The following is a 20,037-nucleotide window of genomic DNA, read 5'->3' as shown; positions in this document are numbered from 1 at the left end:
GCAGCGAAGGAGGAAGCATACATGAACGACTATATTCTATTACTAACTATGGCGCTATCATTCTTACTTACAGTCGTGATTTCGCCTGTAATTATTCCCTTTCTAAGAAGACTTAAATTTGGTCAGAGCATTAGAGAGGAAGGGCCTCAGTCCCACCAGAAAAAATCCGGGACTCCCACAATGGGCGGAGTAATGATTTTAATTGCTATAACTATAACTACACTGATTTCTTCCTATTGGTTTATTGAAGAGCCAAGTCAAGTACATATATTTCTTGTTCTTTTTGTACTGATTGGATATGGGCTGCTTGGATTTTTAGATGATTATATTAAGGTAGCTTTAAAAAGAAATTTAGGATTAACTTCTAAGCAGAAGATGCTGGGTCAGGTTATTATCGCAATCGTTGTCTATTTTATTCTAGAGCAGAATGGTTTTTCTACTTACATTGAAATTCCCGGCACGACGATGCAGCTGGAACTTGGCCTTGGTTATGCTCTGCTGATTCTAATTATGCTTGTCGGGGGTTCAAATGCTGTTAACCTGACAGATGGACTCGACGGGTTATTGGCTGGAACCGCAGCTATCGCATTTGGAGCGTTTGGTATTCTAGCATGGATTACGGGAGGGAATGCGGAGGTTGCCGTGTTCTCGCTAGCTGTAGTTGGAGGGCTGCTCGGCTTCCTTGTTTTCAATGCTCACCCCGCAAAAGTATTTATGGGGGATACCGGTTCTCTGGCATTAGGCGGAGCTATCGCTGTAGTAGCCATTTTAACTAAGCTTGAGCTGCTGCTGGTGATCATCGGTGGGATCTTTGTCATTGAAACATTGTCTGTTATTCTACAGGTAGCTTCCTTTAAAACGACCGGAAAAAGAATTTTTAAAATGAGCCCGCTTCACCATCACTATGAGCTTAAAGGCTGGTCGGAATGGCGAGTGGTTACTACGTTTTGGGCTGTAGGATTTTTATTTGCTATATTAGGAGTTTATATTGAGGTGATGTTCGGGTGAAACGATTAGACAGAAAAGCCTTTCCCTATACTAAAGTTTTCGTATTAGGTCTGGCTAAGAGCGGCACGGCCGCTTCACACTTATTACTCGACAGCGGTATTGAAGTAACGATCAATGATTTAAAAGCAGATGAAAACAGTCCGGAGATCAAAAGCTTAAAAGAAAAAGGGGCCCATGTCTTTACGGGCAGTCATCCTCTTCATCTATTGGATGATATAGAAGTTGTTGTTAAGAATCCAGGTATTCCTTATGAGAATCCTATTATTGAAGAGGCAGTAAATAGAAATATACCCATTCTGACGGAAGTGGAATTAGCAGGTCAACTGCACAAAGGGAATCTTATTGGAGTAACGGGTTCTAATGGAAAAACCACAACGACGACTTTAATTTATGAGTTTTTAAAAGCCGACCGTTCGCCTGTTAGAATTGCAGGGAACATCGGAGAAGTCTCCTGCGAGGTGGCCCGATCTACTACAAATGAAGAAAGTATGGTAGTTGAACTGTCATCCTTTCAATTGATGGGTATTGATAAGTTCACCCCAAATATTGCTGTTCTGCTGAATTTATTTGAAGCTCATCTCGATTATCATCATAATGTTGCTAATTATCATGGAGCAAAAGCCAATATTATTAAAAACCAGCAGGCTGATGATTATTTCGTTTATAATGCTGACGATCCGGCTATTGTTCCTTACCTGGAGAATGCGTCCTCCACGCTCGTTCCCTTTTCTATGAAAACAAAGACAGAGGGAAGCTGGGCTGATGATGAAGCCATCTATTTTAAAGATGAAAGAATTATGAGCTTAGGCGAAATCGTTCTTGTAGGCAGGCATAATTTGTCAAATATTTTAGCAGCTGTTGCTGCTGCCAAGTTAAGCGGGGCTGCCAATACTGCGATTAAAAACGTTTTAACTGTTTTTAATGGTGTCGAACACCGTATGGAATATGTAACCAAAAAAAATAATATTTATTTTTACAATGATTCTAAAGCGACGAATATTTTGGCCACGACAAATGCACTGGAGGCTTTTCAACAACCTGTAATTCTCCTTGCAGGAGGGCTGGACCGCGGTAATGAATTCGATGAATTAATTGAGCCGCTTCAACAGATAAAAGGTCTCGTTGTATTTGGCGAAACTGCGCAAAAAATTGCTGATGCAGGTGAAAAAGCAGGCGTTTCTTCTATTCAATTCGTAAACGATGTATCAGAAGCAGTTCAAGCAGCATATGCAATCGCAGATAAAGACGACGTTGTGCTTTTGTCGCCTGCATGTGCGAGCTGGGATCAATATAAAACGTTTGAAGAAAGAGGTCATATGTATAAAGAAGCTGTGCATAAGCTGTAATAAGGGCTTATCGTACAAGCTGAAAGCCCTGGTTTCCAAGTGGGAGGTAGGGCTTTTTTATGCAATCAAATGAACAAAAGCCGGATATCTGGCTGATCATTACCATATTAAGTCTGTTAATGATTGGAATCGTGATGGTTTACAGTTCTTCAAGTATATGGTCAGAATATAAATTTGACGACTCCTGGTTTTACGCAAAACGCCAAACCCTCTTTGCTTCTCTAGGTCTAATAGCTATGTTTACGTTATCAAAAATTCCTTATTTTGTGTGGTATAAGCATGCCAAATTAATTGTGCTCATCTGCCTTGTCTTCCTGATTCTTGTATTGATACCTGGCGTTGGTATGGTGCGCGGAGGGGCGCGGAGCTGGATAGGGATCGGAATGTTCAGTATTCAGCCTTCGGAATTTATGAAGCTGGGTCTTATTATTTTCCTTGCCAAATTCCTATCGATGAGACAAAAGAGAATTGTTTCTTTCCAGGAAGGCTTTCTTCCTAGTTTAGCAATTATTCTCATTCCTTTTGCTCTCATTATGCTTCAGCCTGATCTCGGAACGGGTGTAGTTATGGTAGGGACTTGTTTAGTGATGATGTTTGTAGCCGGGGCTCGAATCGCTCACTTTATGCTTATCGTTGCTGGCGGTGTAGCAGGAATGGCAGGCTTAATCGCATCTGCTCCCTATAGAATTCAAAGAATTACTGCTTTTCTTCATCCGTGGGAAGACCCATTAGGGAGCGGGTTTCAAATCATTCAGTCATTGTACGCTATTGGACCAGGCGGACTGCTTGGGTTAGGTCTTGGGAAAAGCATGCAGAAATTCTTCTACCTGCCGGAACCGCAGACTGATTTTATTTATTCCGTTCTGGCTGAAGAATTAGGGTTTCTGGGTGGTGCCCTCGTTTTGATTCTATTCTTTATCCTATTATGGAGAGGCGTGAGAGCAAGTCTTCATGCTTCAGACTTATTTGGAAGTCTGCTCGCCCTCGGAATTGTTGGAATGATTTCGATTCAGGTTATGATTAATGTAAGTGTTGTCACAGGGTTGATACCTGTTACCGGAATAACACTTCCTCTCATCAGTTATGGAGGGTCCTCTTTGACTCTGACTTTGGCGGCTCTCGGTTTACTTCTAAGTGTCAGCCGTTATTCCAATGAAACGTAACTGCACACCCAGTGTGCGGTCAGGCTGTTGAAAAAGCTTGGATGGATGTACAAATGGTATCTCATAGTTCCTCCATTAGAATCTAGAGAAAAGGAATAGGAAAAAAGCGCAGCTTTTAAACGGGACAGGCGGAAAGTCTCCAGGATCTTTCCTGGCTGCTCGTCCCGCAGGAGTCGTCGCATTTTCCGTTCCTTTTAAACAAAAGAAGCTCTCGGAACCATCCCAAGGACATCTTAGCCGCCACTTGGTTTAGTAATCAGTTATCGAAAAAGGGTTCTAGGAAACGGCGAGACTCCTATGGGATAGACGAATCAGGTGTGACCCCGGAGGGCTATAAAGGCCCGAGGAGGCACACCATTCTCCCATGGAAAGGGAGTCGTTTCCTAGGACCCTTTCCTCCAAATCCTGCAAGGAATGTGTACACACTTTCAAGATGAAAGAGAAAAGATGGTTTCTCAACAGTCCGACCGCACACCCAGTGTGCGGTTTTTTTGTTTTAGCTGGAAGAAGATTTTTATAAGGTAGTTCTTCATAGATACAAGTGTTACCACTAGAAATCCTTTTAATAATATGCCAGGTTTACCTCTAAAGTTTATGTGGTATTATCAATTTGGGTGTTTTATAAATTCATCCACTTTTAGTCTATAAAAATAACTTAATAATCCTGTAAAACAATTAGATTCTCTTACATAAATAGGCGTTTATCTGTGATATAATGGGAGATATGCAGGAGTGGAGAGAAATCGCCCTGCGATAATATAATGGAAATGGCAACAAGGAGAAATGCAAATCATGCCAGAAAAAAAAGTTGTTTCCATAGAGGATCGAATACCCAAATTAAAACAAGTACGAAAGAAAAAAGCGAACCGAAGATTAATCCAATACTTATCAGTGTTATTTCTTCTTATATCGATTGTCGTCTATTTACAATCTCCCTTGAGTCATGTCAGCAAGGTAGAAATAGAAGGAGACCGGTTTATTAATGAGGAAGAGATTCGGGAATTATCCGGTGTGACGTCCACGGCCAATATTTGGCAGGTCGATCCAGCGGAAGTTGAGGAAAAAGTATCACAGCATTCTCAAGTAATGGATGTGAAGGTGAACAGGGATCTTCCCAGTACGATAGTGGTTGAAGTTGAGGAGGCTGAACGTATCGGATACATTCAGTCAGATGGTCAATTTCAGCCTATTTTAGAAAACGGAGAAAAGATCGACTCAAGTGAACAGCTTCCAGGTGGCGATGCTCCAATTTTAAAAGGGTTTAATGAATCTACGTACTTAGAAGAAATGTCCAAGCAGCTAAATGATATTCCAAAAAGTATTTCGAGTCTTATATCTGAAGTTCATTACACACCGGACGATGAAAACCCTTATTTAATCACACTTTATATGAATGACGGGTATGAAGTACAGGCTTCGATAAGAACTTTTGCAGAGAAAATTACAGCTTATCCATCGATCGTCTCCCAGATAGAAGAAGGTGAGAGAGGTATTATTCACATCGATGTAGGGGCTTATTTTGAAGCTTATCCAGAGTCAGAGGATGATGAAGAGTCTGCTGAAGGGGAAAGCGGTGAAGAAGAGGATGACAGCGAAGAGTGATTTTTTCTTTTTATCTGTATATTCTCAAAATTTGTCTGTTGTGGTTTGGCCAGGATTTGATACACTTTAGAAGGAAAGAATACACGAGTGACAAATTTACATTCAACCGTTGCAGCAGTAATATTTTCTTGTCCTTAAATGTCTCTTTAGTAAAACAGGAGGACGATTCACAATAATTCCAAAAATAGTAAGAATATGAATTGGATTTGGAAATCAATTGTATGCGTAATGAAGAAGACGGTTTACGGTCTTTATCAATTCATTTACGTTTATATTGCAATGATTGTTTTTTTGTAGTAAAAACGATATGATTTTAAGTACTTATATGGCTTGTAACAGGAGGTGCGTCACTGGTGAATCAAAATGAAATTTTAGTGAGTTTAGATATTGGTACTAGCAGGATCAAAGTCATTATTGGAGAAATAATGAATGATTCTTTAAATATAATCGGCGTAGGATCGGCTAAGTCTAATGGAATGAAAAAAGGTGCGATTGTAGACATCGACCAAACCGTTCAATCTATTAAGTCAGCTGTGGAACAGGCAGAACGTATGGTGGATATGAAAATCGACCGTGTCGTCGTCGGTGTAAATGGCAATCATGTACAATTACAGCCCTGCCATGGAGTAGTAGCTGTATCAGCGGAAAATAGAGAAATTGGTGATGAAGATATTGCAAGAGTTATTGATGCTGCCCAGGTAGTGTCTGTACCCCCTGAACGGGAAATTGTAGATGTTATACCTGAACAATTTGTCGTAGACGGTCAGGACGAAATTACCGATCCCAGAGGAATGATCGGGGTACGTCTTGAAATGGAAGGCATGATTATTACATGTGCTAAAACAGTATTACATAACACATTAAAATGTGTTGAAAGGGCAGGTTTGGAAGTTTTAGATGTGTGCCTTCAGCCGTTGGCAGCAGGCACAGTCTCCTTATCAAATGATGAAACCAATCTTGGTGTTGCATTGGTCGACGTCGGCGGCGGATCTACGACGGTTTCCATTTTTGAGGAAGGTTATCTCAAGGGGACAAGTCTTCTTCCTTATGGCGGAGACAATTTAACTAAAGATTTGTCTATTGGGTTGAGAACCTCCACAGAAGAGGCAGAAAATATTAAACTTGAATACGGACATGCTTTTTTCGATGATGCCAGTGAAGAGGAAACATTTTCCGTCACAATAATCGGAAGTAATCGTCAACAATCATTCAATCAGCTCCAAATCTCTGATATGATTGAGGCAAGGCTTGAAGAAATTTTTGTTTTTGCGGCTAAAGAACTACAGCGTATGGGTGTGACGGATCTTCCGGGCGGTTTCGTACTGACTGGAGGAGCTATGAATATGCCGGGTGTGCTTGAATTGGCACAGGATGTTTTCCATTCAAATGTACGACTGGCCATCCCTGATTATTTAGGTGTACGTGAGCCGCAATATACAAGTGGTGTAGGAATATTGCAATTTGCTTACCGTAATGCGAGAATACAAGGAAAAGAGTTATTTCCTTCTGTATCAGCAGAGTATGAACAGCCTGCTCCTCAAAAGCAGAAGCGGGTTTCTAAACAGCAACCAAAAGAGCAGACTAGTAAGCCGAAAGAGAAAAAAGAATCAGGCTTTTCTAATTTATTAAAGTATTTCTTTGACTAATATGAAGGACTTAATAAACGAATAGTCGATTATGAATCTTGTAATCTTGTAGAAATAGGAGGAACGGACGATGTTAGATTTTGATACAAGCATGGATCAATTAGCAACGATTAAAGTAATAGGTGTCGGCGGCGGAGGAAGCAACGCCGTTAACCGTATGATTGAACATGGTGTGCAGGGCGTGGAATTTATTGCTGTCAACACTGATGCTCAAGCATTAAATCTTTCTAAAGCGGAAGTAAAAATGCAAATTGGCGGTAAATTAACGCGCGGGCTGGGCGCCGGTGCCAACCCTGAAGTCGGCCGGAAAGCCGCTGAAGAAAGTAAGGAACAAATTGAAGAAGCACTTCAGGGAGCAGACATGGTATTTGTTACTGCAGGTATGGGCGGCGGTACAGGTACGGGTGCAGCTCCGGTTATAGCAAATGTAGCTAAAGAGCTTGGAGCGTTAACGGTAGGTGTTGTAACTCGTCCGTTTACCTTCGAAGGTAAAAAACGATCCACGCAGGCGGCAACAGGAACAGACAGTCTAAAAGGCAGTGTAGATACTTTAATTGTTATTCCAAACGACCGTCTGCTTGAAATTGTTGACAAAAACACGCCTATGCTTGAAGCCTTCCGTGAAGCAGATAACGTGCTTCGTCAGGGTGTCCAGGGTATCTCGGACCTTATTGCTGTACCAGGTCTTATTAACGTTGACTTTGCGGACGTGAAGACCATCATGGTGGACAAAGGCTCAGCTCTAATGGGCATTGGTATTGCTACAGGTGAAAGCCGAGCGGCAGAGGCAGCAAAAAAAGCAATTTCTTCACCGCTGCTTGAAACTTCAATTGATGGCGCGCATGGTGTCTTGATGAACATCAGCGGAGGCACTAATTTAAGTCTTTATGAGGTCCAGGAAGCTGCAGACATTGTTACATCAGCTGCCGATCAGGAAGTGAATGTAATCTTCGGTTCTGTGATTAATGAGAACTTAAAAGATGAAATCGTAGTCACAGTTATTGCTACAGGATTTGATGAAGCACAGATTGCGCAAGGGAAGCAGAAGCCCCGCCAAAACCCTGTGAATCAAATGAAGCCTAATCATGTAGAGCGTTCCAGAGAGGAACAGGCTCAGCCTACTACTAGAGAACAACAGGCGCAGCCTAAACCGAATGCAGGGAATGAAGAAGATACGCTGGATATTCCAACTTTCCTTCGCAATCGTAATCGCCGTCGCTAACAGCTAATAAGAGAAAGATCACAACCCTGGTTGTGGTCTTTTTTAAATTTAGTAGATGCACCCAATACCCCCTTCTGCAAAGCCTTTCTTAAAAATCACAGCTTCGGTTGTGATTTTTTTATGGAATTGAGTAGACACCATTTAACAAAAATAGCCTGCCTCCTAATCATGTTTTGACAGACTTTTCAAAGGACGAGAACTATACTTTTTTTATAGGCTGTGTTAAATGGTGATGTTGATATTTAGTGCTGGTCCATTGTCCTACATGTAAGAATGTTGTTTTATTCAAAAATATCAACACCATGGTTTGACAGAACTTGTTTATAAATACTGACGAGGGGTGGGGGAGAATTTATCTCGATGCAGTTTGGGCACTTAATTTTTTGATGGATGGGATGATTCTGTATTTGACCCAGGGGATCACAAGAGCGAAAACATCTAATCTTCGAATACTATTAGGTGCGTTTGTCGCCTCTTGTATTGTACCTGTAACTGTACTGATGCCTGATTTCTGGATGGCCACAATAACAGGGAAATTTTTCTATTCTTTACTCATCATTGCTGCTGCATTCACCTTTGTTTCTATAAGAACTGCATTTATTCAATGGTTAACCTTTTACTTTGTCACCTTCGCCATAGGGGGAACGCTGGTCGGCATTCATTTCTTCTTAAACAATCAGGTGCAGATTAATCAAGGAGAAATCATAACACTCTCGACTGGCTTTGGCGATCCGTTTAGCTGGATCTTTGTTTGTATAGGTTTTCCTCTCTCCTGGTTGTTTACAAAGTGGAGGATGGAACACGTTCAGGCCCACCGCTTAAAAACAGAGGATTTATACCGAGTGAAAATTGAATTCAACGGAAATTCAATTGTTTGTACAGGCTTAGTAGACAGCGGGAATCATTTGATCGATCCTATTAGTAAGAAGATGGTTTTCTTAGCGGACTGTCACGTTTGGAGAAATTTCTTTAATAATGATATGGTTACGAAACTGACAGGTGAAGAGCAGATGGAAGGTATTGAGAATTTAGAGGAACCATACCGATCAGCCGTACGTTTAATACCCTATCAAGGAGCTGGTACGGGCGGGCAGTTAATGGTTACTTTTGTCGTAGATCACATAACCGTATATACTTCTGATGGTGATTTAGTTGTTAAAAAGCCACTGCTAGGAGTTCAAGCTCACGATTTAACGGTTGACCAGATGTACCATATTTTGATTCATCCACACGCTGCGATTAAGGGTATTTCTGCTTAGCAGAGGGGGAGTTGGCTAAATGAAATTATCTTTTAAGTTGAAGTTCTGGCTTTATAAATTAGCAATTAAATTAGGAATTAAACAAAAAGAAATTTATTACATTGGCGGCAGTGAGGCGCTTCCACCTCCATTAAGCCGTGAAGAAGAGAAGGATCTGCTTGAACGGCTTCCAAAAGGAGATAAGGCAGCAAGAGCAATGCTCATTGAAAGAAACTTAAGATTAGTTGTATATATTGCCCGGAAATTCGAAAATACTGGCTTAAACATAGAAGATCTCATTAGTATTGGTACAATTGGATTAATTAAAGCAGTTAATACGTTTGATCCCGAGAAGAAAATCAAACTTGCGACCTATGCCTCAAGATGCATTGAAAATGAAATACTCATGCATCTAAGAAAAAGTAATAAACTAAAAACAGAGGTATCCTTTGATGAACCGCTAAATGTAGACTGGGATGGTAATGAACTTTTATTATCCGACATTCTAGGAACAGAAGAAGATTTAATTACGAAGGGCATCGAAAAGAAAGTAGACAAAAAGTTATTAAAATCTGCGCTGGAGCAGTTAAATGATCGGGAAAAAGAGATTATGGAGCTCCGTTTCGGGCTGATTGGAAAAAAGGAAAAAACACAAAAAGATGTTGCTGATATGCTGGGTATTTCGCAATCTTATATTTCAAGACTCGAGAAAAAGATTATTAGACGTCTTCAACGCGAATTTGATAAAATGGTGTAATTTTTAATAATATAACAATGCATAAAATTCCCTCCCAAGGAGATACTGAAAATGGAAATCAGCTTCTTGGGAGGGTCTTACTTTTGACACGACATAAAGTAGAAATATGCGGTGTGGATACTTCAAAGCTTCCTGTACTTAAAAACAAAGAAATGAGGGCCCTGTTTGAGCGGTTGCAGTCCGGTGACCGTGACGCAAGAGAAATATTGGTAAATGGAAACTTACGCCTGGTGCTTTCCGTCATTCAACGCTTTAACAACCGTGGAGAGTACGGAGATGATTTATTCCAGGTCGGCTGTATTGGATTAATGAAGTCAATTGATAATTTTGATTTAAGCCATAATGTTAAATTCTCCACTTATGCAGTACCTATGATTATTGGCGAGATCCGACGTTATTTACGGGACAATAATCCGATACGTGTGTCCCGTTCCCTGAGGGATACTGCTTATAAAGCGCTGCAGATGAGAGAACAAATGATTAGTGAAACCTCAAAGGACCCAGCTCCTCACGAAATTGCTGAGAAAATGGGGATTCCTCATGAGGACGTCGTATTTGCGATGGATGCGATTCAAGACCCTGTCTCGCTTTTTGAACCGATCTATAATGACGGGGGCGACCCGATTTATGTAGTAGATCAGCTGAAGGACGATCGTGAAAAAGATTCGAACTGGCTTGATGAACTTTCATTAAGAGAAGGCATGAAAAAACTAAATGACCGAGAAAAATTAATTTTAACTAAACGGTTTTTTCAAGGTAAGACTCAAATGGAAGTCGCTGAAGAAATAGGAATATCACAAGCACAAGTCTCTCGTCTTGAGAAAGCAGCAATCAAAGAAATGAATTCATCTATGTTTCAATAATATGTTAAAACACTGCTGAACATTCAGCGGTGTTTTTTTATTCGCTTCTGATAAGAAAGCGTCAGCCTTTTTGTGCATATACTTTACAAGGAGGGATTAAATTGAAAATTTCCGAGCTTCAGGTTAAAGATGTCATTGCGATGGAAACAGGAGAAAGACTAGGTTATATTACTGATTTAGATATTGACAGTCAGAGAGGTCAGTTAAAAGGGTTAGTATTAACGTTAAAAGGGAAGGCGATGGGGCTCTTTGGGAAAGACGAAGAAATGGTCATTCCATGGAACCAGATTGTTAATATTGGAGCGGATGTTATTCTGGTGAAAAAGACAGGATACCATCCGAGGACGAAGGATCAAAAGTTCGAATCCCAGGATAATGATAGGAAAAAGAGTGAATAATGTGGTAAAATGAAGGGAAATTGAGGTGGTAGTATGACCGAACCCTTCCAAGCTAGGACGTTAAAGCAGTTAAGCTGCTTTAACGAAGATGAAGTAACAGCTGGAATAACGAGCAGAAACGACGGGTATAGTGAAGTTCCGTACCAGTCTTTAAATATGGGACTTCACGTATCAGATGATCATGAGCTGGTGATTAAAAACAGAAAAGCATTAGCTGTAGAACTGGATATTCCCCTTGAGCAATGGGTGATGGGTGAACAGGTCCACGGAGTAAATATTCACCTCGTTTCGAAAGACGATCTGGGAAAAGGCGTATTTAATCCTGAGGATGCCCTCAAAGGAATAGATGGTTTACTAACGAACGAAAAGAATATTTTACTTACAGCTTTTTATGCTGATTGTGTTCCTTTATTGTTTTTTGAGCCGGAAAGTAAATGGGCAGGAATAGCTCATGCCGGCTGGAAAGGCACTGTCCATGAAATCGCCCGCCGTATGATCGAGAGGTTAGATGAGCAGGGTGCGGAGCGTTCAAAAATAAAAATGGTGATCGGTCCCTGTATTTCGAGGACGGACTATGAAGTTGATGATTATGTAGTGAACCACATTGATGACAAATTTAAAGATAAAGTAACTGAAAGAACTGAAAAAAATAAGTTTAAATTAGACTTAAAAGAGTTAAATAAACTAATAGCGGTTGATGCCGGCATGTTAGAAGAGAATATTCAAGTATCCGGTTATTGTACTTACAATGATAGTGAATTATTTTTCTCCCACCGTCGAGACAGCGGTCGAACAGGCCGTATGCTTGCTTACATTGGCCGGTAAGATAGATTTAGGAGGTTACATATGAGTGTAGCAGCACAACTAACTGAGATGAAACAGGCAATTCAGGAAGCCTGCAGAACATGCGAGCGTAACCCTGAAGACATTAGAATAATTGCGGTTACAAAATATGTATCCATTGAGCGTACTATTGAAGCTTTAGAAGCAGGAATTAGTGACTTAGGTGAAAACCGAAGAGAAGAATTCTTGAACAAGTACGAATCTATAGGAGAACGTGCGACATGGCACTTCATTGGATCATTACAATCGCGTAAAGTAAAAGACGTGATCCATCAGATTGATTATCTTCATTCACTGGATCGTAAATCTTTGGCAAAAGAGGTGCAAAAGCGTGCTGAACGCACTCTGCCCTGCTTTGTTCAAGTGAACGTCAGCGGTGAGGAGTCCAAGCAGGGACTGCCTCCGGATGAAGTAGAAAGGTTTATTGAATCATTACAAGCCTATGATAAAATTCATGTAGTCGGATTAATGACAATGGCACCGCATGTTGAGCATGAAGAAGAGCTAAGAGCTGTATTTAGGAAGCTGAGGGCGTTGAGAGATATTATACGGGATAAAAATATGCCTCACGCACCTTGTGAGCACCTTTCAATGGGAATGAGCAACGATTTTGCCATTGCAATAGAAGAAGGAGCTACTCATATAAGAGTAGGGACAAGCCTGGTAGGTTAACTAAAGAAATTGAGGTGAGGATGTTGAGTATGAAAAACAAACTAAAATCGTTCTTTACATTAGAAGATGAATATGAATACGAATACGTTGACGAGGAAGCTCCGGAGGAAAGAAGAGAAGAACCGAAAGCAGGGCCGCAAAGAAGTAAACAGGCACCGGAGCATCAGAATATAGTCAGCCTGCAGAGTGCAAAAAGTTCATCTAAAATGGTACTGAGTGAACCTAAGAATTATAATGAGGCTCAGGAAATAGCTGATCAGCTTGTGAACCGTAAAGCTATAGTCATTAACTTACAGCGTGTCGACCATCATCAAGCGAAAAGAATTGTGGATTTTTTAAGTGGGACAGTTTATGCTATAGGTGGTGACATTCAAAAGCTAGGTGCTCAAACATTTCTTTGTACTCCGGAAAATGTTGAGATTTCAGGTTCTATTTCTGAAATGCTTATGAATGAAGATGATGATATAAATAGAAGGTGGTAACTGATGGCGTTTTTGTTTGAAATTTTATTCACAGCATTAAATCTCTATAGTTGGATTCTAATTATTTATATTTTACTTTCATGGTTCCCAGGGGCTAGAGAATCCAGATTCGGTGAGGTTTTGGCCAAATTGGCTGAACCATTTTTGGAACCTTTCAGAAAGATTATACCGCCGCTTGGTATGATTGACATCTCCCCTATAGTGGCCATTCTTGTTCTTCGTTTTGCGGCCTCGGGGCTTGAAGAGCTTTATCGTATGATCGTATCATTATAAGACTGGAGAACAGATTAGATGCAGGACAGCCTCTTATCTGTTCTTTTTTATTAGTAGAAGGTGCACAAGTGTAAGAGGTGAAAACATGGATATATATCAACATTTTAGAGATGAAGAAAGGCCGTTTATTGATCACATCATCTCTTTGCAGAGTGATGTGGAAATGCGTTTTCAAAGAAAAGAGACTGACTTTTTAGATCCCAGGGAACAATTTATTTTTAGAAATCTTATGTCTTCTCGTTCGGACTTAACATGGGGCTTGTCTGACTTTAAAGAAGGATCAGAAAGAAAGCGTGGGATTATTGCGCCGGAATATGAAGTTATCCGTAAAGAAGATTTTTCAATTGTTTTGTTACAGGCTGAATATCACGACAAATTTATGAAGCTTGAGCACCGTGATGTGCTCGGTTCCTTTATGTCACTTGGTATAAAGAGAGAAAAGCTTGGAGATCTCATCGTCCAAAATGGAACGATACAAATTGTAGTTGCTTCTGAAATTAGTGATTACATAAGAATGAACTTTAATTCAGTTAAGAAGGCAAATGTTCAATTTACTGAAAAGCCTTTGAGCAGTTTATTGAAAAGTAACGAGGATTGGAAGACAAACGACACAACGGTCTCTTCTCTAAGACTGGATGTCATATTGAAAGAGATTTATGGCATATCCAGAAAAAAAGCTTCCATGTTCATAGACGCTGGACACGTGAAGGTTAATTTTAGAACCGTTGATCAATCATCATTTTCATTAGAAGAAGGTGATTTAGTTTCATTACGCGGAAAGGGAAGGAGCCGCCTGATGGAAATCCACGGTACGACGAAGAAAGATAAATATAGAGTAACCGTTGCAAAGCTAAATTAATTCCACCTGCAAGGCAGGAAAAATGAAGAACATGTCGAAACTAGTAATAATAGATAATTGCGAGAATTTTTAGGAGGTGGCCGGTGTGGCATTAACACCATTGGATATTCATAATAAAGAGTTTACACGCGGATTCAGAGGTTATGATGAAGATGAAGTAAATGAATTCCTGGATCAAGTCATAAAAGATTATGAAATTGTCATTCGCAAGAAAAAGGAGCTTGAGCGAGAAGTAGAGCAGTTGAATGAACGCGTTGGCCACTTTAATAATATTGAAACCACATTAAATAAATCGATATTGGTTGCTCAGGAAACGGCAGAAGATGTGAAGACAAACGCCGCAAAAGAAGCGAAGCTTATAGTGAAGGAAGCAGAAAAGAATGCCGACCGTATCATTAATGAAGCTTTATCGACTTCCCGGAAGCTTTCAGTTGAAGTGGAAGAAATGAAAAAACAGGCAAAAGTATTTAAAATGAGACTGCGGATGCTTGTTGAAGCTCAAATTGATATGATAGATAATGATGACTGGGACCAGCTGCTTAATACACAGTTTCCACACGGAGAGCCCGAACAGGTAGAAGAAAAGGAAGATACAAAGGAAGAAGAAAAAGAGTACGCTGAGAAATAAAACTTGACGTCACGGCAAAAATTACATATAATTCATTAACACATATGAATAAATGTATGCGTTGATAGGGAAAGTACTCCATGAACCTGGCAGCAGGAAGCGATTCGGTGATGGTGAGAGACCGAAGCAGGACATTGCAGGAAAATCCCCCTGGAGCAGCTATGTTGAATGAAAAGTAAATGTAGCCGGGTCATTCACGATACGAATAAGAGGAGTACATCAGTTTAACTGATGCATTTAGGGTGGTAACGCGAGACCTTCTCGTCCCTTTTAGGGATGGGGAGGTCTTTTTTGTATAGAAGTATGAAGGAGGATTTAATATGAATTATAAAGATACGCTATTAATGCCAAAGACAGATTTTCCGATGCGTGGTAATCTGCCGAATCGTGAACCGGAAATGCAGAAGGCCTGGGAGCAGGAGAATATTTATAAACAAGTTCAAGAGCGTACAGAGGGACGCCCGCTTTTCGTGCTTCATGACGGCCCCCCTTATGCGAACGGAAGCTTACACATGGGCCATGCGCTTAATAAGACACTGAAAGATTTTATCGTCCGTTACAAATCGATGTCAGGGTATCACGCTCCTTATGTGCCAGGATGGGATACTCACGGGCTGCCGATAGAATCAGCGCTTGCTAAGAAAAAAGTAGACCGTAAGAAAATGTCACTTGCCGAATTTCGTGAAAAATGTGCGGAATATGCTTTAGGACAGATTGATAATCAGCGTCAGGAATTTAAGCGCATGGGAGTGCGGGGAGACTGGGAAAACCCATATATTACATTAAATAAAGACTTTGAAGCAGAACAGATTAAAGTATTTGGAGATATGGCTAAAAAAGGCTATATTTACAAAGGATTAAAGCCTGTGTTCTGGTCTCCATCTTCTGAATCAGCATTGGCTGAAGCGGAAATTGAGTACCAGGATAAACGCTCCCCGTCTATTTATGTAAGCTTTAAAGTTACAGACGGTAAAGACCTTTTAGAAGGCGGCGAGAAGTTTATCATCTGGACGACTACCCCATGGACGATCCCGTCAAACCTCGCTATTGCCCTGCATCCTGCCTATGATTACGCTGTCGTGAAGGTCGATCAGGAGAAGTTTATCGTGGCTCATGATCTCCTTGAGGATGTTGCTCAAACGATGAATTGGGAAGAGCATGAAGTCGTTCAAGTTTTTAAAGGTAAAGAAGCAGAACGAGTGAAAGCCACACACCCTCTCTATGATCGTGACTCGCTGGTCGTGTTAGGAGATCACGTGACCACTGATGGAGGAACGGGTTGTGTTCATACAGCACCAGGCCACGGGGAAGATGACTTTTGGGTAGGGCAGCAGTACGGACTTGGCGTGTTATGCCCGGTAGACAATAAAGGTGTATTTACGCAAGAGGCACCAGGCTATGAAGGTTTGTTCTACGATAAAGCAAATAAAAACATTACCGATCATTTAAAAGAAGCCGGGGCTCTTCTGCATTTAGAGTTTATTACTCACTCCTACCCGCACGATTGGAGAACGAAGAAGCCGACCATTTTCCGTGCTACGGATCAATGGTTTGCGTCTATTAAAGATTTTCGTGAACAACTACTCGATGAAATAAATCGAGTGGAATGGACACCGAAATGGGGAGAAACCCGACTTTATAACATGGTTCGTGATCGTCAGGATTGGTGCATTTCCCGCCAGCGTACCTGGGGAGTTCCAATTCCCGTCTTTTATGGTGAAGATGGCACACCGATCATTACTGATGAAACCATTAATCATGTAGCGGGACTTTTTAGGGAGCACGGGTCTAATGTCTGGTTTGAAAGAGAAGCCAAAGATCTTCTTCCTGAAGGATTCACATCTGAACATAGTCCAAACGGGATCTTTACAAAAGAAAATGACATTATGGACGTCTGGTTTGATTCCGGTTCCACCCATCAGGCTGTTCTTCAGCAGCGGGAAGACCTGCAGCGCCCGGCCGATCTTTATCTTGAAGGTTCCGATCAGTACCGCGGCTGGTTTAACTCCTCGCTGTCTACATCTGTAGCCGTTACAGGAAAAGCGCCGTTTAAAGGCATTTTAAGTCACGGCTTTGCTTTAGACGGCAATGGTCGCAAAATGAGTAAATCACTAGGAAATGTTATGGTTCCGGATAAAATTATGAAACAGCTTGGAGCCGATATTATCCGTCTATGGGTCTCTTCTTCAGATTACCAGGCGGATGTGCGAATCTCTGATGATATTCTAAAGCAGGTTGCAGAAGTATATCGTAAGATCCGTAATACGTTTCGCTTTCTGTTAGGCAACCTTCATGATTTTGATCCCGTAAAGGATGCAGTAGCTGCTGAGGATCTGCAGGAGGTTGATCAATATATGCTTCACCGCTTGAATCATTTGATTCAAGACGTGCATCAAGCTTATGAAACGTATGAATTTTCAACGGTGTACAACAAAGTGCATAATTTCTGTACGATTGACTTAAGCTCGTTCTACCTTGATTTTGCGAAAGATATTTTATATATCGAATCGGAAGATCATCCGTACCGACGCAGTATTCAAACAGTTTATTACCAGATTTTAACTTCACTGGTGAAATTAATGTCACCAATTCTGCCGCATACAACAGATGAGGCATGGAAGTTCATTCCGGGCATAGAAGCTTCAAGTGTTCAGTTAACGGATATGCCACAAGCTGCAGAGAGTGCTGAGCAGGCTATGGTGGACAAATGGGATCATTTTATGGAAGTTAGAGATGATGTTCTTAAAGCCCTTGAAGAAGCTAGAAATGAGAAAGTCATCGGTAAATCGCTTGATGCGAAAATTACGATCATTCCTAAAGATGACAAAACAAGAACTATCTTAGAATCAATTTCTAACCTGCATCAGCTATTAATCGTTTCTGAGGCACAGCTGGAAAATGAGAATGCAGAGGCTAAGGAATATGATTATGTAAGAGTAGCTGTGCAAAAACATACAGGGGAGAAATGTGAGCGCTGCTGGGTATCTTCTCATGATGTAGGAAAAGATTCTAATCACCCTGAACTGTGTCAGCGTTGTGCGACAGTAGTACAGAAACATTACGTATTGTAATGTGTAAGAGGTCGGTACAAAACTAAATAGAACATAAAATAATCCGAATGATTTTGTAGAAATCAGTTCGGATTATTTATGTTAAAGAGAATTCACCCTATCGCTCCGTCAAAATGCTTCGCTTTCCGTGGGCACGGCCTTAAGATTCATCAGAAAGCAATCCTCCGGGATCTTCGGCTCGTGCTGTTCCCACAACAGTCTTCGCATTTTGATTACGCTAATCATCTGCGTTTATACTCTCCTTCATCTGGGCCATGAAGGCAGTTTTCTTTATTTTCTGAGTTAAACTTTAATAATCCATTTGTCTTGACCATGAAATTGAATGTAATCCGACAGAGTATAAAATAAAACTTTCGAGAATTTTCTCGATGGTCTGAGCACCGTCAATATTTTTGACGGTGCTTTTTTATCAAGCGCCGTGTTGCTGGATGTGGTACAATAGCAAAGGAAAATAATACTTGGAGGACCCATTATGTATATTTATTATCTTTTTGCAGCGGCAATTATCGTTATCGATCAATTAACGAAGTGGATTGTCGTTCAGCAGATGGAATTACGTGAATCGATTCCAGTCATCGAAAACTTCTTTTACATAACGTCTCACCGAAACACGGGAGCAGCGTGGGGAATTCTGCAGGGGCAGATGTGGTTTTTTTATCTTATTACAGTCATAGTGATTGGAGTAGTCATTTATTATATGAATCAGTATGCGCAGGTAAGCCGGTTCGTTGGAGCAGCCCTCGCTCTCATACTGGCTGGCGCAATCGGTAACTTTATTGACCGCTTATTTCGTAAAGAAGTTGTGGACTTCCTGGATTTATATTTGGGATCCTACAATTATCCGATTTTCAATGTGGCGGACTCCGCACTTGTAGTAGGGGTTATTTTTGTTATGATCGCCACACTGGTAGATGAGCGCAAAAAGAAAGGAAGTACAGCGTCATGAATGAAGAATATAAAGTACAAGATAAAGATGAATCCCAACGAATAGATAAACTTCTCTCTGATGTCATAGAGGATGTCTCAAGGTCTCAGATTCAGTCCTGGCTTAAAGATAAGTACGTAGAGGTGAATGGTGAGTCAGTGAAAAGCAACTATAAGGTGCAGGCCGGGGATGTTATAAGCTGGAGAATTCCTGAAGTTAAACCTCTTGAGATGGAAGCCGAGAATATTGAACTTGACATTATTTATGAAGATTCCGATGTAATTGTCGTTAATAAACCGTCCGGGATGGTCGTACACCCTGCTGCCGGCCATGAGCATGGTACGCTGGTCAATGCCCTGCTGTACCATTGTAATGATCTCTCAGGTATTAATGGAGTAGAACGACCCGGCATCGTGCACCGTATTGACAAAGATACGAGCGGGCTGCTCATGGTTGCTAAAAATGATAGAGCACATGAGTCTCTAGTGAAGCAGCTGATGGATAAATCAGTGGAAAGAAAATACGTGGCCATTGTACATGGAACTATTTCACATGAATATGGTACGATAGATGCGCCGATCGGCCGCGATCCTAAAGACCGACAGCGTATGGCGGTGGTTGACGGGGGCCGGGAAGCAGTGACTCATTTCCAGGTGCTTGAACACTTTAATGATTTTTCATATGTCGAATGTAAGCTTGAAACTGGAAGGACTCATCAGATTCGTGTTCACATGAGGTATATTAATCATCCGTTAGCAGGTGATCCTAAATACGGACCTAGAAAGACTTTGGATATAGACGGACAGGCCCTGCATGCCAAATCACTTGGTTTTACCCATCCCGGAACGGGTGAGTGGAAACTTTTCGAAGCAGAACCGCCCAATGAATTTAATCGAACCTTAGATGAATTACGCAGCAAAGATTGACAAACTTCTCTTAGTCTGTAATAATCCTATATAAGAATTTAAGTCCTTTAACAACAGTCCCGTGAGGCTGAAAAGGTAACGGAATGCACATGAATTGTGTATAAAGCCCTTTTCT

19 protein-coding genes and 1 other annotated feature are annotated in these 20,037 nt (G+C 41.0%); all 19 genes read left to right on the top strand.

The features are described 5' to 3' along the window. Window positions 1-21: 21 nt before the first annotated feature. The 19 genes from mraY (at window position 22) to LF822_RS04405 (ending at window position 19,922) form a co-directional block, all read left to right on the top strand. The gene (mraY, locus tag LF822_RS04495; protein WP_253922751.1) at window positions 22-1,008 is read left to right on the top strand and encodes a phospho-N-acetylmuramoyl-pentapeptide-transferase; all 987 of its coding nucleotides are present in this window, start codon (window positions 22-24) and stop codon (window positions 1,006-1,008) included. Beyond that, window positions 1,005-2,354 (top strand): UDP-N-acetylmuramoyl-L-alanine--D-glutamate ligase, encoded by a 1,350-nt coding sequence (murD, locus tag LF822_RS04490; RefSeq protein ID WP_253922750.1) that lies wholly within the window; start codon window positions 1,005-1,007, stop codon window positions 2,352-2,354. Before mraY ends, murD begins: the two co-directional genes overlap by 4 nt. 59 nt (window positions 2,355-2,413) lie before the next feature. Next, entirely contained in the window at window positions 2,414-3,517 is a 1,104-nt protein-coding gene (gene spoVE, locus LF822_RS04485) for a stage V sporulation protein E (RefSeq protein WP_253922749.1), read from the top strand. 792 nt (window positions 3,518-4,309) lie between these two features. Then, on the top strand, window positions 4,310-5,119 hold the full coding sequence (locus LF822_RS04480; RefSeq protein ID WP_253922748.1) for a cell division protein FtsQ/DivIB: 810 nt from the start codon (window positions 4,310-4,312) through the stop codon (window positions 5,117-5,119). 353 nt (window positions 5,120-5,472) lie between these two features. Beyond that, complete coding sequence (ftsA, locus tag LF822_RS04475) at window positions 5,473-6,765, top strand: cell division protein FtsA (protein WP_253922747.1); 1,293 nt, start codon at window positions 5,473-5,475, stop codon at window positions 6,763-6,765. A 70-nt stretch (window positions 6,766-6,835) separates the two neighbouring features. Further along, window positions 6,836-7,987 carry a cell division protein FtsZ gene (ftsZ, locus tag LF822_RS04470; RefSeq protein WP_253922746.1) on the top strand — a complete coding sequence of 384 codons (1,152 nt, stop codon included), beginning with the start codon at window positions 6,836-6,838 and terminating at the stop codon, window positions 7,985-7,987. 317 nt (window positions 7,988-8,304) lie between these two features. Further along, on the top strand, window positions 8,305-9,246 hold the full coding sequence (gene spoIIGA / locus LF822_RS04465; RefSeq protein ID WP_256521508.1) for a sigma-E processing peptidase SpoIIGA: 942 nt from the start codon (window positions 8,305-8,307) through the stop codon (window positions 9,244-9,246). A 19-nt stretch (window positions 9,247-9,265) separates the two neighbouring features. After that, window positions 9,266-9,982: an RNA polymerase sporulation sigma factor SigE gene (gene sigE, locus LF822_RS04460; protein ID WP_253922744.1), complete on the top strand. Its 717-nt coding sequence runs from the start codon at window positions 9,266-9,268 to the stop codon at window positions 9,980-9,982. Between the two features lie 83 nt (window positions 9,983-10,065). Further along, window positions 10,066-10,845: an RNA polymerase sporulation sigma factor SigG gene (gene sigG / locus LF822_RS04455; RefSeq protein WP_253922743.1), complete on the top strand. Its 780-nt coding sequence runs from the start codon at window positions 10,066-10,068 to the stop codon at window positions 10,843-10,845. 101 nt (window positions 10,846-10,946) lie between these two features. Continuing rightward, window positions 10,947-11,243, top strand: a complete 297-nt coding sequence (locus tag LF822_RS04450) for a YlmC/YmxH family sporulation protein (protein ID WP_256521506.1) — start codon at window positions 10,947-10,949, stop codon at window positions 11,241-11,243. A 33-nt stretch (window positions 11,244-11,276) separates the two neighbouring features. Continuing rightward, on the top strand, window positions 11,277-12,068 hold the full coding sequence (pgeF, locus tag LF822_RS04445) for a peptidoglycan editing factor PgeF (RefSeq protein ID WP_253922742.1): 792 nt from the start codon (window positions 11,277-11,279) through the stop codon (window positions 12,066-12,068). A 21-nt stretch (window positions 12,069-12,089) separates the two neighbouring features. After that, window positions 12,090-12,758, top strand: coding sequence for a YggS family pyridoxal phosphate-dependent enzyme (locus tag LF822_RS04440; protein WP_253922741.1), 669 nt, complete (start codon window positions 12,090-12,092; stop codon window positions 12,756-12,758). Window positions 12,759-12,781: 23 nt separating this feature from the next. Continuing rightward, window positions 12,782-13,240 (top strand): cell division protein SepF, encoded by a 459-nt coding sequence (locus LF822_RS04435; RefSeq protein WP_253923459.1) that lies wholly within the window; start codon window positions 12,782-12,784, stop codon window positions 13,238-13,240. 3 nt (window positions 13,241-13,243) lie between these two features. Next, complete coding sequence (locus LF822_RS04430; protein ID WP_253922740.1) at window positions 13,244-13,513, top strand: YggT family protein; 270 nt, start codon at window positions 13,244-13,246, stop codon at window positions 13,511-13,513. An 85-nt stretch (window positions 13,514-13,598) separates the two neighbouring features. After that, window positions 13,599-14,372, top strand: a complete 774-nt coding sequence (locus LF822_RS04425) for a YlmH family RNA-binding protein (RefSeq protein WP_253922739.1) — start codon at window positions 13,599-13,601, stop codon at window positions 14,370-14,372. An 85-nt stretch (window positions 14,373-14,457) separates the two neighbouring features. Further along, window positions 14,458-15,000 (top strand): DivIVA domain-containing protein, encoded by a 543-nt coding sequence (locus tag LF822_RS04420; protein ID WP_253922738.1) that lies wholly within the window; start codon window positions 14,458-14,460, stop codon window positions 14,998-15,000. 52 nt (window positions 15,001-15,052) lie between these two features. After that, window positions 15,053-15,272 (top strand) — a binding site (T-box leader). 48 nt (window positions 15,273-15,320) lie between these two features. After that, a complete protein-coding gene (ileS, locus tag LF822_RS04415) occupies window positions 15,321-18,071 on the top strand; it encodes an isoleucine--tRNA ligase (protein WP_253922737.1) in 2,751 nt (916 codons plus the stop codon). A 472-nt stretch (window positions 18,072-18,543) separates the two neighbouring features. Next, the gene (gene lspA, locus LF822_RS04410) at window positions 18,544-19,017 is read left to right on the top strand and encodes a signal peptidase II (RefSeq protein ID WP_253922736.1); all 474 of its coding nucleotides are present in this window, start codon (window positions 18,544-18,546) and stop codon (window positions 19,015-19,017) included. Next, window positions 19,014-19,922 (top strand): RluA family pseudouridine synthase, encoded by a 909-nt coding sequence (locus LF822_RS04405; protein WP_253922735.1) that lies wholly within the window; start codon window positions 19,014-19,016, stop codon window positions 19,920-19,922. Before lspA ends, LF822_RS04405 begins: the two co-directional genes overlap by 4 nt. Window positions 19,923-20,037: the final 115 nt, after the last annotated feature.

The organism is Halobacillus sp. A5, assembly GCF_024189315.1.
GTDB lineage: Bacteria > Bacillota > Bacilli > Bacillales > Halobacillaceae > Halobacillus_A.
This window is presented reverse-complemented; position numbering and strand designations above follow the sequence as displayed.